We start from the raw sequence: 14,740 nt of genomic DNA, 5'->3' as shown, positions 1-14,740 counted from the left end.
ACGCCTCACTGTGCGGAGGGCGCGGCCCAACTCCGGCGGATGAGGGGCTTGTCCGGCTTGCCCACGATGGTGCGAGGTACGGACTCCACCTCGCGTACCACGCCGTCGAGGCTCAGTTCGCGCAGCAGACCCTCCACCTGAGCGATCGCCGTGCCGGCCGAGGCATCCGCCGAGGCCCGCGCGATGACAAGGACGTTCGGCGCATAGGTTTCCGGATCGGCGGTCAGGCTGACCGAGTCGGCCACCGCCGGACACCGTTCGGTGATCAGGGCGTCGAGAACCGGCGCCGGCAGTGGGCCGTTCGCGGACTTGATGGCGTCCGTCGTCCGGCCGAGAACGCGGTACGAGCCGTCCGCGGTGCGCTCGGCGATGTCCCCGGTCCAGAACTCCCCGCCCCGGAAGGTGCTGGCATTCGCCTCGTCATCGTGGAGGTACCCCTCGCTGGTGCAGTCGGAGACCAGGACCAGCACCCCCAGATCGGGTCCCGAGCTCTCGTCAAGCGGAGCGAGACGGGCCTTCACACCGCTGACCGGGACCATGCCGGCCTGGCTCTGCACGATGTCGTCCATGTTGCCCAGACCAAGGCCGAACTCGGTTGAGCCGTAGACCTGTCTGATGTGAATGCCCAGGGTCTCCGCGCTGATCCTCGTCAGAGCGGGGCTGATGTACGCACCGCCGCACAGTGGCCTGCGTAGCGTCGGCAGACCGGTGGGGTGCGACTTCGCGGCCTTGACGAGGTCCTCGTAGTGGCTGGGCAGTGCGCTCATCATGGTGACACCGCGTTGTGAGAGCTGTTCGAGCAGCTCGGCGGGGGGTGTGCGGGGATCGGTCAGGATCAGACGGGCACCGACGAGCAGGGCGGCGAAGACATGGAGATCCGTCGCGTGAGCCACGTCCAGCGTATGCCGGCAGAAGACGACATCGGACTCCTCGATACCGACGTCGGCCACCCAGCGCAGACGTTCGCGGACGAATGGTCCCTGCTTCCACGACACCAGTTTGGGCAGCTTGGTCGACCCCGAGGTCCACAGTCGGCGAAAGACACGGTCCGCGTGCCCCGTCGCCAGCGGCGCCTCGGTCGTTCCGGTGACCGGGAGGGCGGCGAGGTCGATTCGCGGCGGCGCGGTCTCACCCGCACCCGGATGTGGTGACCCGACCCAGAGGACCGGCTGGGTCAGGGTGAGCACACGGTCGACCGCCGAACGGTCGAAGTCCGCGAGAACGGGTACGTAGCAGGCGCGCAGCGCGGCCACCGCGAGAATGAACGCGACGTAGTCGGGAGTGTTGGGCAGACCGTGACAGACCACGGTGTCCCCGGGGCGAACCCCCTGGGCGCTCAGCCCCGCACCCATGAGTTCGGTGCGTTCGATCAACTGCGCATAGGTACAGCTCTCTCCGTCGGTGGTCTCCACCGCCAGCGCCTCGGGTCGGCCAGCGGCGATGCCCCTGATGGTCTCGAACAGCATGAGGGTTCCCTCTCCTGAGCAGTGGGTCCGGGTGCTCCGGTGACATCAGCAGTGCCGGGCTCTGGGCCGGCTGGTCACGGCAGCAGCAGATTGGTGGTCGTGGTGGTCATCAGGGTGGCCGCGGCGTCCGCACCGACGCGCTGTTCCAGCCGCCGCAGCCAGGGGCCGACGGCAGCCGCCGGCGCGGGGAAGTCGGTGTGTCCCATGTCTCCGCCGAAGACCAGCAAGGAGAGTGGGTAGTGGGCCGTCAGGGTGAGGCTGGAGGCTTCCTCGGAGCACAGCAGATCGGGAACGATGCCCAACTCAAGGTGGGCACCGAGGGCGCGGAACGCGTCGGCCGCATCGTCTCGCCAGTGGAGGAAGGCGAGCTTGGGATGGTTGACCAGCAGCCGCTGCACCCCGCGCCGCCTGGCCTCGGTGAACACCACCAGCGTCTGACTGGCGCTGAGATGACCACTGGCGAGGACCAGGTCATGGGCGGCTACGGCATCGAGCACATCGAACCACTCCGTACGGAGTCGCCCGTCGTCGATCACCTCGACGTGACGCAGCTCGATGTTCCGATGAACAGTGAGTTCCGGCGCCGCCACCGCCGCCCGGTGGGTGGGAGAGGACAGGGTGGGCAGCCAGACGATCCGGCCGCCGAGCTCCGCGGCGACCCGGACCGCGTCGGGATTGGCTCCACCGACACAGCTGTTGAGCACCACCCCGCCGTACACGCCCTCCCCGGCCATCGCGGCCCTCTCGACGGTGCTTCCCTCATGCGCCTTGAGGACCATGGTGGTGAATCCCTGGGCCCGCATCGCGTCGACGGTGCTCAGGTCGTCACCGTGCCTGGGCAGCAGGCTGGGGGAGGAGTGCACATGCAGATCGGCCATGGCACGGGCCCAAGGGGGCATCGCCGGGGATTCGTCGCTCATTGGGTCGCCTTCGGTTCTGGATTCGGGGGAGTGTGAGCCGGCGGCTCATGCACACTCCGACTCACGACGCCTTCCGTTGGAGTGCCGCCCCTTCACCCGGCCCGTCCGGTGGGGAGCCATGGCGCGCGCTCGCGTTCGTAGGCGGTGATCCTGGAGTCGAGTCGCAGGGTGAGGTCCAGCAGATCGAGGCCGTTGACGAGCCGGTGGTGGGCGGAGCCGTCGAGAGGGAACGGGACACCGCTGACGCCGGCCGCCGCGCAGTCCACGGTCCGGTCGACGACGTTGACGGTGATCTCCGCGTACGCGTCCTCGGTGATCGCCTCTAGGAGGGAGTCGGCGACGGTCGTGGTCACCTGCACGGGGACCAGGCCGGCGTTGGGCAGGTTGTTGCGGAAGATGTCCCCGAATCCGGGGGCGACGACGGCGGTGAATCCGAAGTCGCGCAACGCCCAGGCCGCGTGCTCGCGGGAGGAGCCGCAGCCGAAGTTCGGTCCGGCGACCAGGATGGTGGCTCCCTGGCGTTCGGGTCGGTTGGTGATGAAGGACGGGTCCTTCCTCCACTGGGAGAACAGCCCTTCGCCGTATCCCGTACGGCTGGTCTTCTTGAGCCAGGCGGCCGGGATGATCTGATCGGTGTCCACATCGGATCGCGCCAGGGGCACACCCCGGCCGGTCAGTGTGGTGAGCGGTCGCATCCAACGCTCCGTGGTCTCGTTGGGATCAGACGAGGTCGCCTGCGGCGGCCAGATGACCGGCCAGGGCGGTGGCCGCCGCCGTCTCGGGCGAGACGAGATGGGTGCGGGCGCCGGGCCCCTGGCGGCCTTCGAAGTTGCGGTTCGAGGTGGAGGCACTGCGGAGACCGGGCGCCACGGTGTCCCCGTTGATGCCCACGCACATGGAGCAGCCCGGCGAGCGCCATTCGAAGCCGGCGGCCACAAAGACCCGGTCGAGCCCTTCCAGCTCCGCCTGGTGTTTGACCTGCGCGGAGCCGGGGACGACCAGCGCCCGTACCGTGTCGGCGACCCTGCGACCGCGAAGTACCCCGGCAGCCGCGCGCAGATCCTCGATGCGGCTGTTGGTGCAGGAGCCGATGAACACGATGTCGATGGCGATGTCACGCATCGCGGTTCCCGGGGTGAGATCCATGTACTCCAGCGCACGCTCGGCGGCATCCCGTGCCACCGGGTCATCGATGACCGCGGGGTCGGGGACCGTTGCGTCGACTGATGTGGTCTGGCCGGGGTTGGTGCCCCAACTCACCTGCGGGGCGATGGCCGAGACGTCGACGCTCACCTCCTGGTCGAAGGAGGCGCCGTCATCGCTCCGCAGCGTCCGCCAGTGGTCCAGGGCCCGCTCCCACAGGCGCCCGCGGGGGGAGCGCTCACGTCCTTCGAGGTAGTCGAAGGTGGTGTCGTCGGGTGCTATCAGACCGCTGCGGGCGCCCGCTTCGATCGCCATGTTGCAGACGGTCATCCGGCCCTCCATGGAGAGCGCCCGAACCGCCCGGCCGCGGAACTCGATGAGTGTTCCGGTTCCGGCTCGCGTCCCGGTGCGGGCGATGGCGGCGAGCACCAGGTCCTTTGCCGAGACGCCAGGAGGCAGGGCCCCCTCGACATTGACCGCCATGGTGCGCGGCCTCGCCGTGCGGAGCGTCTGAGTGGCCAGTACGTGCTCGACCTCGCTCGTTCCGATGCCGAACGCGAGGGCGCCGAAAGCTCCGTGTGTGGCGGTGTGGCTGTCACCGCACACAATGGTCATCCCGGGCTGTGTCAGGCCCATCTGCGGGCCGATGACATGAACGATCCCCTGGCCCGGGGAGCCGAGCGGGTGCAACTCGATCCCCGCCTCCCGGCAGTTGTCGACCTGTTGGCGCAGCTGGCGCGCTCCACCGTCATCGGCGAGCGGCAGTCGATTGCGGGTCGCGGAGGTCGGTACCTGGTGGTCGGCGGTGGCCACACAGAGATCAGGACGCCGCACCGCGCGACCGGCGAGCCTCAGCCCCTCGAACGCCTGGGGCGAGCTGACCTCATGGAGCAGATGCATATCGATGTAGATCAGATCCGCCTCATCGCCACCACCCCGGTCCACGACGTGCTGATTCCAGATCCTGTCGACCAGGGTGGCGCGGTTCATGACCGGTCCTCATTCATCGCAGGGTGCGCCGGCTGTTCGGTGACTTCGTCCCGGGGGCATGCCTCACGGTGTGACCCAGCCGGCGTAGGTGGCGAAGCGCCAGTCCTTCGCCAGACAGTCGACCTCGGCGAAGCCGGCGGCGCGAAGCCATCCCAACTGGGTGCCGAGATCGATGGGAATGTCGAACTTCATCCGCTCCCGGCCCGCGTCCCACTCTGCTTCGGGCGTGCCCGAGCGGACCACATGAGCCTCGTGCATCCGGTCGTACATCTTCTCCAACCACGGCTGGCTGCCGAGCAACTGCTCCACGTGGACGAAGACCCCACCCGGGTTCAGGCTCGCCCGGATGCGCCCGAAGAGCCGCTGCTTCTCCTCATGCGGCAGATGATGAATGGCCAGACCTGAGACGACCGCGTCGAATCGGCCCTCAGGCAGGGGGTCCACCAGGTCCCCGACCAGCACTTGGACCCGCTGCTGGGCCGCGAACCTCCCGCGGGCCTGGGAGAGCATCAGCTCGGAGCGGTCCATGAGCGTCAGCTCGGCGTCGGGGAGCTTCTCCAGCAGACGGGCACTGAGCAGTCCGGTACCCGCGCCCAGGTCCAGGACGCGCGGTCGTTCACCCACGGACATCGCCACTGTTTGCACCGCGCTGTCATACAGGAGGTCGAAGGACGGGATCAGCTGACGGCGCAGCGAGTCGAAGGTGGTCGGGTCCCAGAGGTCATTTCCCTGGACGGTGAAGTTCTGCGGCATGGTGTGTTCCGTTTCTCTGGCGGTGAGCCGCACATCGAGGCGGCGGGGCGGGTGGGTTCGCGGTCTCGGGCGAGGTGGTCTCAGCCGGGATGGGTGGGTTCGCGGTCTCGGGCGAGGTGGTCTCAGCCGGGATGGGTGGGTTCGCGGTCTCGGGCGAGGTGGGCGCGGTTCAGGGCGGCGAAGGCGGCATGGAGGGTCGCCGTGTCAGCGTCGGGCGCGATGCCCACACCCCAGTACCGGCCCGGGGCGGGATGCTCTTCGTCCCCGAGGGTGATCGAGGCCTCCAGATAGATGACGGCCTGCGTGTCATCGCGACCGGGTGTGGTGTCCTGGACGTGATGGGCCACCCGCAGTTGTGCACCGAGGGGGGACAGCACGTCGATGAGCGCGTCGAGCGCGGAGGCTCCCTTGGCCACGAGTTCCGCTGTGCCACTGCCCAAGCTCAGGGTGAAGTTGTGCAAGCCGCTGGAATCGCCGACGGGGTCATGGTGTTGCAGAAGGCCCAGTGGCCCGCCCGGATTCACATACGTGTGGTGGAACATCTCCCGCAACTGCCGAGGAGAGACCTCACCGCCCGCCTTGTCGGTGAACGCCTGTACCACCCGCGAGAAATCCGCGCCCAGCCCAGGGGGCAGGGTCAAAGAGTGCTCCGACCGCATCACATGGGCCGTGCCACCCTTGCCCGACTGCGAGTTGACCCGGACCACCGCCCGGTAGTCCCGACCCACGTCCTTCGGGTCAATGGGTAGATACGGCACCTGCCAGCGGGACGTCGATGGCGGGGAGCCCTGCTGTCCGATGGCGGCCTGGGCCTGCAGACCCTTGCTGATGGCGTCCTGGTGACCGCCGGAGAACGCGGTGAACACCAGGTCACCCGCGTAGGGGTGCCGATCGTGGACCTGCATGCCGGTGCACTGCTCCATCGTGCGGCGGATGTCGTCGATGTCGGAGAAGTCGAGCTGGGGGTCGACGCCCCGGCTGAAGAGATTCATGCCCAGGGTCACCAGGCACACATTGCCGGTGCGTTCGCCGTTTCCGAAGAGGCACCCCTCGACACGGTCCGCTCCGGCCAGGAGCCCGAGCTCGGCCGCGGCCACCCCGGTGCCCCGGTCGTTGTGCGGGTGCAGGGAGAGGATCACGGAGTCTCGCCGGGTCAGATGGCGACCCATCCACTCGACGGAGTCCGCGTACACATTCGGCGTGGCCATCTCCACGGTGGCGGGCAGGCACACCGTGGCCGGGCGCTCCGGGGTGGGCTGCCAGATGTCCATGACCTCGTTGCACACGTCTACGGCGAATCCCAGCTCAGTGCCGGTGTAGGACTCCGGCGAGTACTGGAGGCGGAGGTCGGCCGACGACCGCTCGGCCTGTGCTGCGACCCGCTGCGCCGCCGATGTCGCCAGGGCCTTGACTCCCGCGCGGCCCTGCCGGAACACCACCCGCCGCTGGAGGGCGGAGGTGGGGTTGTAGATGTGGACCGTCGCCCTGAGCGCGCCGTCGATCGCGGCGAAGGTCAGGTCGATGAGCTCCGGGCGGCAGGGAGCAAGCACCTGGATGCGCACATCCCCCGGGATCGCGTCCTCGTCGATGATGGATCGGATGAAATCGAGATCGGCCTGGCTCGCCGCGGGAAACCCGACCTCGATCTCCTTGAAACCCATCCGCACCAACAGGTCGAACACCCGCCGTTTACGCGCGGGCGACATGGGATCGGCGAGGGCCTGGTTTCCGTCGCGGAGATCCACAGCACACCAGAGGGGAGCGCTGGTGGCGACCGTTTCGGGCCAGGTCCGGTCGGGCAGTGCGAAGGGCTCGACCTCGTCGAAATAGGGCCGGTACCGGTGAAAGGGCATCCCACTGGCGCGCTGAGTGTTCCACCCTGTCGGTCGGACCGAGAAGGAGCCCGCTGACCGGTGAAACGGATGAGGAAGCGATGGTGCCTGCTGTGAATTCATTGAAGTCCCTTGTCGTATGGAAGGAAACTCCCGCTGGGCCGGCGTTCGGTGATGCTCTGGTGGGCTACTCCGCGGAGAAGATGATCGCGAAGTCCTATGAGCGCTTCCTCGCGGTCAATCGAGATGGCCCTTGTGGGGCTTGATGAAAAGTCTCCCGTCCCGGCATCGTTGAGACCAATACACATCGGTGCTCACACCGATCATCGGGACTGATAGCAGGGCTCGTTCGGGTGTCGAGCGCGGCCATCGCGTCGCAGGAGACTCCCGCGAGGACGGCGTACGGGCCAGCTGACTTCGAGGTTCCCCGCTGCGGCTCACAACGGACCGCTGGCGTCGGGGCTCCGGTGCGTCGACGCCGAAGTCTCCTGGAAGGACCCGTGCCGAGGCTGAAATGACGGTCGCCGCCGTACCGTCCCGCTCCGCCGTCCGGTGGATACCGGGGGGCACAGGGCCGCCACCGCGCCATCTGGACCCCGCACGGCTGTACGTTGGTGCGGTTCGATGAACCGTACGGTACGACGTGGGCGAGCGAGATCCGGGGCGTGGGTCGTGGCTGCGCGCCGTGTGCGTCGGCTGGGCCGAAGGAACATCCTGAGAGGTCGGACCGTCCTCGCGGACGTACCGCGAAACCCACGCTGGTCCCCGGGGGTGCAGACAAATGGAACGGTCGGCTCGGACACGGTTCGGCGCGCTCGGCGCCGTACTCGCGGTGCTCCTCGCCACGCTGCTCGGCGCATGCTCCGATGGCTCGGAGGGCTCTCCCGAGGAGTCGCCCACCACCGCCGCGGGTCCGGTACTGGCCGTGAAGATCGACAACGCTCCGCCGGCGCGTCCGCAGACCGGGCTGAACGCGGCGGACGTGGTGTACGCGGAGCAGGTCGAGGCGGGGCTGAGCAGACTGATGGCGCTGTACGCGACCCGGCTCCCGAACTCCGTGGGCCCGGTCCGCAGCGCCCGGGAGTCCGATCTTGAGTTGCTGGCGCAGTTCCCGAACCCGACGCTGGTGTTCTCCGGAGCCCAGTCCAAACTGCTACCGCTGATCGACGCGGCTCCACTGCGGCCCGTGACTCCCAGGGACGCCCCGGCGGGCGCCTTCGTCCGTGACCGGGAGCGGTCCGCCCCCTACAACCTCTATGTGAGGCCGCCTCGGGTGCAGGACGAGACGGCGGGGGCCAAAGCGCTGGAGCGGGCCGGTTTCCGTACCGGTCAACCGCCGGGCGGCGGAGAGCCGGTGGCCGAACGCACCGTGCGTTTTCCCAGCGCCCGGTTCACCTTCACCTGGTCCGCTCAGCAGAAGCGGTGGGGGATCGCGATCGACGGCAGCCGGGCGGTCGAGCCGGACGGTACGGCGGTGACGGCGGCGACCGTCGTCATCCAGCGGGTGGAGGTCAAGGAGTCCCAGTTCCAGGACTTCAGGGGCAGCAACTCCCCACTGACGGTGACCGTGGGTTCCGGCGGCGCCGAGATGCTGCGGGACGGGCGGGCCTACCCGGGCGAGTGGAAGCGTACGTCGGTGCGGGGCGGCACGACCTTCACCACCCGGGACGGCGATCCGCTGAACATCGCGGACGGGCCGGTATGGGTGATGCTGGTGGCGCGCTGAGGGGCAGACCACCCGGCGGCCCCCTACGCCGTGGGCAGGCACGCGTCCGCAGTGCTGGGCGCCGACGGCAGTCACCGGGCGCTCCACGCGGGCTGGTTGCCGCATGGCGGCTCGTGCCCGGTGGACTCCGGCGTCCCGGCCGCGCCCCTCCTGGCCCGCCCCACGCCGACGGGTGCCCGACCGCCACTGAGGAAGCATCGAAGAGCAGCGGTCTTCGCCAACTCCCCATCACACGCCCCCGCGCTGAGGACTCTTGACGGAGCGTCACCGCTGTCCGGGGGACACCGGCTGGCTGTCCAGCTGGCGGGAGGATCTTGACATGTGCGCGGCGGCTCGGACAGGATCCTGGCCATGCAGCCTGTCGGTGACCATCCGGTCCCGCTGGTGGAGCGCCGCCACGTCGACCTGGTCCGTGTCGCGAGCGCCATCTGTCGCTGCGCGTAGCCGCCGTCCCGCGCTCCGCCGATCACCTCTTCCCTCTCGCCCGTCGCGGTTCTCCGCGATCCCTGCCGCCTTGACCGGGTCTCTCCGTGCGCTTCCCGTGCCGTCATGAGGCCCGTCGGTGTGCCCTTCCACCACTGGAGACTCTGTGACCTCGCACAACAACAGGCTGTCCCGGCGCGCCTTCGGCGGTGTCGTCAGCGCGGGCGCGGGTGCCGCGGCCGTTGGTCTCACTGCCGGACCGGCTGTCGCAGCCGCTGCCGACGCCGCTCGGGAGCGGCCCTTCCGGGCGGCCCCGGGGAGGCGTTCTCGCCGGCCCAACATCCTGTTCATCCTGGGCGACGACCTGGGCTGGGCCCCACCGCTGACGGCGCCGGGACGCGGGTCTTCGACAGTGGGACCCGCAGCGGCACGAGAACCAACCGGGCTGCCCGCCGGCAAGCTGTGGAAGCAGCGTTCTGCGAGCCGCTCGTGGTGAACCGCGGTGTGCGCGACACCGCATGGCGAGCGCCCTGTGCTGAGTCACGGGGTCGCAAGTGGTCACATCGGTTGCCTTGAGGGCTGTTCGGGCCGCTGGACCCATGCCGGAGTCCAGGTCTCGGCGGGGTCGACACGCTGGGCTCGCGCGGAGGCCAGATGGGTGCGGAGCGCGGAGAGGGCCGGGTGCGGGTTGTCGGTGCGCCAGATCAGCGAGTGCGGGTAGACCGGGGTCGGACGGTGCAACGGGATGAGCCGCGGCTGGTGACCGGCCGGCCAGACCAGCGGGGTCCGCCCGCTGAGGAAGGTCGCCAGTGTCGGGGTACCGGCGATCGTGTCGAGGAGCGACTCGATGCCGAAGTCGGGACCGATCGTGTCGATGGTGAGCCCGAACGCGGCGGCGAGTTCGTCGTAGTAGGCGGTCCACTCGGTCCCGGGCAGATTGCCGGGCATCCAGATCCGGTGACCGGCGAGCTCACCGAGGGACACCGCCCGGGCGGTGGCGAACTCATGGGCGGGCCCGGTGAACAGCTGAAGCGGCTCATCGAGGACCGGAGTGGCCGCGAGGCCGTCGGGGAGTTGCCGTCCGGGCATGGTGACAGCGCGGAATGTCGCGTCGATCGTGCCGTTGTGCACGGCGGCCAGGGCCGTGTCAGCGCCGTAGAGGGCCAGCACGTCGAGGCCGATCCCCGGATGCGCGCGGTGGAAGTCACGCAGCAGCCCCGCGGGTGCGGCCCGTCGGCCGACGACATCGACGCGTAGCGCGCGCAGGCCCCGCTGTACGGAGGTGGCCGCCCGTTCCTCGGCCCGCAGGAGATCGCGGGCGTGCGGCAAAAACGCCCGGCCGTCGATGGTGAGACGCGCTCCGCGCGCCGTGCGGGTGAACAGCCGCACACCGAGGTCCTTCTCCAGCGCGGCGATGCGCTTGGAGACCGCCTGCGGGGTGATGGACAGGTCGACGGCCGCCTCTTGGAACTGCCCCGCGTCCACGGCGGTGACAAAGGTGCGCACTGCGGTGAGATCCACACGGCTCATCCTAGGAGGACAACCAAACGTTGATCGGCAGCGGCGAAACGGTTGTTTGATTCCCCCGCGCGGTGCCCGCTTTGATGTCTCAGGTCAACGTGTGGTGCTCGGTGTCGCGGTGGGTGCTGGGCTTGGAGGCCAGAGGGCCGCCGGTGCATCACCTCGACTCGGCCGATCGCCCGTACCGGTGTGTTCGACCCGGTGATCGCCTGGCGAGGTGAGCACACCGCTACGGAACGGGTCGACCGCACCCATCCGCTCCCGTCCACGCGGTCGGCGTGGTCGGCCGTTCGCAAGGACGCCGTCGCCGCCTCGGCCCGGTGGCGGCTCCCCACTCGCCAAAGGTGACTCAAGCATGCCCGATTCCTTTGTTCACCTGCACAATCACACCGAGTACTCGATGCTGGACGGAGCACAGAAGCTCACACCGATGTTCGGCGAGGTGGCCCGGCAGAAGATGCCCGCCATCGCCATGAGCGACCACGGCAACATGTTTGGCGCCCATGAGTTCGCGCAGGTGGCCAAGGGCTTCGACAGCATCACACCCATCATCGGTATCGAGGCGTATGTGGCGCCTTCCTCTCGCTTCCATCGGAAGCAGGAGTTCTGGGGGCCGGGCGGCCGCCGGGCCGTGCGCGACGACGGTGAGGGATCGAAGGACGTCTCCGGAGGCGGCCGCTTCACCCATATGACGATGTGGGCGCGGAACGTCCAGGGCCTGCGGAACCTGTTCTGGCTCAGCACCCGGGCCAGCTACGAAGGGCAGTTCCCGGCCGGCAAACCGCGCCTGGACCGTGAGCTGATCGCTCAGCGGCCGGACGGGATCATCGCCACCACCGGCTGCCCCTCCGGAGAGATCCAGACCCGGCTGCGGTTGAACCAGTACGACGAGTCAAAAGCCGCTGCCGCCGCCTACCAGGAGATCTTCGGCCGGGAGAACTACTTCCTGGAGTTGATGGACCACGGCCTGGCCATCGAGCGCGAAGTCCGTGACGGCCTGCTGCGCCTGGCCAGAGAGCTCGGCATCCCCCTCCTGGCCACCAATGACGCGCACTACGTCACCGAGGACCAGGCCGACGCCCACGACAGCCTGTTGTGCATCGGGGTGGGCAAGAACAAGGACGACCCCAGACGATTCCGCTTCAACGGCTCCGGCTACTACCTGAAGTCGGCCACCGAGATGCGCGGCCTGTTCTCGGAGCTTCCCGAGGCCTGCGACAACACCCTGCTGATCGCCGAACGGATCGAGTCCTACGACGAGGTCTTCGACCACGCCGACGAGATGCCGCAGTTCCCTGATGTGCCCGAGGGGGAGAGCCAGGAGTCCTGGCTGCGCAGGGAAGTGCTCAACGGCCTGGCGATGCGGTACGGGGACCCGATCCCCGAGCATGTCAGGGAACGCTTTGAGACCGAGATGTCAGTCATCGGCCCCATGGGTTTCAGCTCCTACTTCCTCGTGGTGGCGGATATCTGCCGCCATGCCCGGGACAACAGGATTCCCCTCGGTCCGGGGCGCGGCTCGGCCACCGGCTCCATCGTGGCCTATGCCACCCGCATCACCGAACTGTGTCCGCTGGAGCACGGCCTGCTGTTCGAGCGGTTCCTCAACCCCGAGCGCATCAACCCACCGGACGTGGACCTCGACTTCGACGACCGCCAGCGCGACAGAATGGTCCGCTACGTCATCGAGAAGTACGGCGACGAGTACACCGCGATGGTGAACACGTTCGGCAGGATCAAGGCCAAGAACGCGATCAAGGACTCCTCGCGCATCCTGGGCTATCCCTACTCCCACGGCGAGCGGATCACCAAGGCCCTTCCGCCGGACCACAACGGCAAGTCCGCACCGCTGGCCGCCGTTCTCGACCCCTCCCACGAGCGGTACGGCGAGGCGGGTGAGATCCGGCAGATGTACGAGGGCGAACAGGACGTGAAGCGGGTCATCGACACCGCCCGCGGAGTGGAGGGCCTCACCCGCGGCACCGGTGTGCACGCCGCCGCGGTGATCCTGTCCAAGACAAGACTCACCGACCGCATCCCGCTGCACATGCGTGCCTCGGACGGCGTGCGGATCACCGGTTTCGACTACCCGTCCTGCGAGGCGATGGGCCTGATCAAGATGGACTTCCTGGGACTGCGGAACCTGGGCGTGATCGACCAGGCCATCGAGAACATCCGGGAGAACCGGGGCATCAGCCTGGCGACCGTGGACCCACTGGACGGCGTCTGCGCCACCACCGTGATCCCCCTGGACGACCCCAGGACCTACCGGCTCCTGGCCGAGGGCAACACCTTTGGCGTCTTCCAGCTCGACGGCGGCGGCATGCGGGTCCTGCTGAAGCAGATGGAACCCACCCGATTCGAGGACATCGCGGCGGTCAACGCCCTCTACCGGCCCGGCCCCATGGCAGCCAACGCCCACACCAATTACGCGCACCGCAAGACCGGCCGCCAGGAGATCACCCCGATCCACCCCGAGTTGCGGGACGCCCTGGAGCCGATCCTCGGGAACACCTTCCATCTGCTCGTCTACCAGGAGCAGATCATGGCCATCGCCCGAGAGCTGGCCGGCTACACACTCGGTGGCGCCGACCTGCTGCGCCGCGCGATGGGCAAGAAGAAGCCGGAGGTGCTGGCCGCGGAGTGGGAGAAGTTCCACAACGGCATGCGGGGCAACGGCTATGGAGAGGAGGCCATCAAGGCCCTGTGGGACGTCATGCTCCCCTTCTCCGGCTATGCCTTCAACAAGTCGCACACCGCGGGTTACGGCCTTGTCTCGTACTGGACCGCCTACCTCAAGGCCAACTACCCGGCGGAGTACATGGCCGCCCTGCTCACTTCGGTCGGCGACGACAAGGACAAGGCCGCGGTCTACCTCGCCGACGCCCGTAAGAACGGCGTCCGGGTCCTCCAGCCCGACGTCAACGAGTCCACCGGCGAGTTCACCGCCGTCAGCGATGATGTGCGGTTCGGGCTGCGTTCGGTGCGCAACGTCGGTGACCAGGTCATCGAGGCCATCGTCGATGCCCGCCGCCGAAAGGGAAAATACACCTCGTTCTCCGACTTCCTGGCCAAGGCCGAGCTGCCCGCGCTGAACAAGAGGGCCGTGGAGTCCCTGATCAAGGCCGGTGTCTTCGACTCGCTGGGGCATTCACGCAAGGGACTGACCGCCATCCACGAGGACGCCATCGACGCGGCTGTCCCCGTGAAGAGGGCGGCCGGCTTCGGGCAGGACGATCTCTTCGCCGAACTCGGCGGAGAGGGAAGCGATGGACCGGTCTTCGGCTTGGACTTCCCCATCGACAACGCCGAGTGGCCCCGCGGACAACTCCTGGCCACCGAACGGGAGATGCTCGGCCTCTATGTCTCGGCCCATCCGCTGGACGGCGCCGAGCACATCCTCTCCGGCGCACGGGACTGCTCCGTCGCCGAACTGCTCGCTTCCGGCCGCACCGCCGGGGATGTGCAGCTCTCCGGGCTGATCACCGGTGTTCAGCTCAGGATGACCAAACAGGGCAACCCCTGGGCGGTGGTGCACCTCACGGACCGGGACGCCGGCGTCGAGGTCCTGTTCTTCCCCGCCTCCTACCGACTCGTTCAGCACGCGTTGGCCGAGGACAACGTCGTCTCCGTCAGGGGCAGGGTCGAAGACCGGGAGGGAACCGTGAGCGTCTTCGGCCGGGAGCTGGCGGTGCTGGACGTGTCATCGGCCGAGCACGGTGGGAAGCCTCCCGTCCGGCTCGCGCTCCCCGCCCACCGGATCACCGAGCGAACGGTAGGGGAACTCAAGAGGATCCTCGCCGACCACCCCGGTGACAGCCCGGTCCGCCTCAGCGTCCGCGGTGCGCGGAAGACCACCGTCTACGCCCTGCGGGCCAAGGTGAACGCCACCACCATCGCCTCGGATGTGAAAGGGACCTTCGGAGCCGAGGCGTGGACCGGCGTCGGCTGACCGGGGCCTGCCGG

10 protein-coding genes are annotated in these 14,740 nt (G+C 68.6%); 3 read left to right on the top strand and 7 right to left on the bottom strand.

Annotation, left to right across the window (positions count from 1 at the left end; genetic code table 11):
• Positions 1–5: 5 nt before the first annotated feature.
• The 6 genes from NBG84_RS15620 to leuA form a co-directional block, all read right to left on the bottom strand.
• A complete protein-coding gene (locus NBG84_RS15620) occupies positions 6–1,466 on the bottom strand; it encodes a class I adenylate-forming enzyme family protein (RefSeq protein WP_250920037.1) in 1,461 nt (486 codons plus the stop codon).
• 74 nt (positions 1,467–1,540) lie between these two features.
• Positions 1,541–2,386: a DUF6282 family protein gene (locus NBG84_RS15615; protein WP_250920036.1), complete on the bottom strand. Its 846-nt coding sequence runs from the start codon at positions 2,384–2,386 to the stop codon at positions 1,541–1,543.
• A gap of 92 nt (positions 2,387–2,478) precedes the next feature.
• A complete protein-coding gene (leuD, locus tag NBG84_RS15610) occupies positions 2,479–3,081 on the bottom strand; it encodes a 3-isopropylmalate dehydratase small subunit (RefSeq protein WP_250920035.1) in 603 nt (200 codons plus the stop codon).
• 25 nt (positions 3,082–3,106) lie between these two features.
• Positions 3,107–4,519: a 3-isopropylmalate dehydratase large subunit gene (leuC, locus tag NBG84_RS15605; RefSeq protein WP_250920034.1), complete on the bottom strand. Its 1,413-nt coding sequence runs from the start codon at positions 4,517–4,519 to the stop codon at positions 3,107–3,109.
• 63 nt (positions 4,520–4,582) lie between these two features.
• On the bottom strand, positions 4,583–5,272 hold the full coding sequence (locus NBG84_RS15600; RefSeq protein ID WP_250920033.1) for a class I SAM-dependent methyltransferase: 690 nt from the start codon (positions 5,270–5,272) through the stop codon (positions 4,583–4,585).
• Between the two features lie 122 nt (positions 5,273–5,394).
• On the bottom strand, positions 5,395–7,125 hold the full coding sequence (leuA, locus tag NBG84_RS15595; protein ID WP_250920032.1) for a 2-isopropylmalate synthase: 1,731 nt from the start codon (positions 7,123–7,125) through the stop codon (positions 5,395–5,397).
• A gap of 760 nt (positions 7,126–7,885) precedes the next feature.
• Here leuA and NBG84_RS15590 point away from each other — a divergent pair.
• Together NBG84_RS15590 and NBG84_RS41550 are read left to right on the top strand one after the other, a co-directional pair.
• The gene (locus NBG84_RS15590; protein ID WP_250920031.1) at positions 7,886–8,830 is read left to right on the top strand and encodes a DUF3048 domain-containing protein; all 945 of its coding nucleotides are present in this window, start codon (positions 7,886–7,888) and stop codon (positions 8,828–8,830) included.
• A 351-nt stretch (positions 8,831–9,181) separates the two neighbouring features.
• A complete protein-coding gene (locus NBG84_RS41550; RefSeq protein WP_425608641.1) occupies positions 9,182–9,274 on the top strand; it encodes a putative leader peptide in 93 nt (30 codons plus the stop codon).
• Between the two features lie 537 nt (positions 9,275–9,811).
• Here NBG84_RS41550 and NBG84_RS15580 read toward each other — a convergent pair.
• Positions 9,812–10,774, bottom strand: coding sequence for a LysR family transcriptional regulator (locus tag NBG84_RS15580; protein ID WP_250920030.1), 963 nt, complete (start codon positions 10,772–10,774; stop codon positions 9,812–9,814).
• A 355-nt stretch (positions 10,775–11,129) separates the two neighbouring features.
• On the opposite strand from NBG84_RS15580, the gene dnaE reads away from it, so the two are divergent.
• The gene (gene dnaE / locus NBG84_RS15575; protein WP_250920029.1) at positions 11,130–14,726 is read left to right on the top strand and encodes a DNA polymerase III subunit alpha; all 3,597 of its coding nucleotides are present in this window, start codon (positions 11,130–11,132) and stop codon (positions 14,724–14,726) included.
• Positions 14,727–14,740 lie beyond the last annotated feature (14 nt).

Source organism: Streptomyces albipurpureus (assembly GCF_023701525.1).
GTDB classification, from domain to species: Bacteria; Actinomycetota; Actinomycetes; order Streptomycetales; family Streptomycetaceae; genus Streptomyces; species Streptomyces albipurpureus.
The sequence above is the reverse complement of the archived record's forward strand: the minus strand, read 5'-3'. Positions and strand labels throughout refer to the sequence as shown.

Coding starts and splice junctions, on each gene's coding strand:
- NBG84_RS15620 (WP_250920037.1), bottom strand. CDS start 1,466: ATGCTGTTCGAGACCATCAGGGGCATCGCCGCTGGCCGACCCGAGGCG.
- NBG84_RS15615 (WP_250920036.1), bottom strand. CDS start 2,386: ATGAGCGACGAATCCCCGGCGATGCCCCCTTGGGCCCGTGCCATGGCC.
- leuD (WP_250920035.1), bottom strand. CDS start 3,081: ATGCGACCGCTCACCACACTGACCGGCCGGGGTGTGCCCCTGGCGCGA.
- leuC (WP_250920034.1), bottom strand. CDS start 4,519: ATGAACCGCGCCACCCTGGTCGACAGGATCTGGAATCAGCACGTCGTG.
- NBG84_RS15600 (WP_250920033.1), bottom strand. CDS start 5,272: ATGCCGCAGAACTTCACCGTCCAGGGAAATGACCTCTGGGACCCGACC.
- leuA (WP_250920032.1), bottom strand. CDS start 7,125: ATGCCCTTTCACCGGTACCGGCCCTATTTCGACGAGGTCGAGCCCTTC.
- NBG84_RS15590 (WP_250920031.1), top strand. CDS start 7,886: ATGGAACGGTCGGCTCGGACACGGTTCGGCGCGCTCGGCGCCGTACTC.
- NBG84_RS41550 (WP_425608641.1), top strand. CDS start 9,182: ATGCAGCCTGTCGGTGACCATCCGGTCCCGCTGGTGGAGCGCCGCCAC.
- dnaE (WP_250920029.1), top strand. CDS start 11,130: ATGCCCGATTCCTTTGTTCACCTGCACAATCACACCGAGTACTCGATG.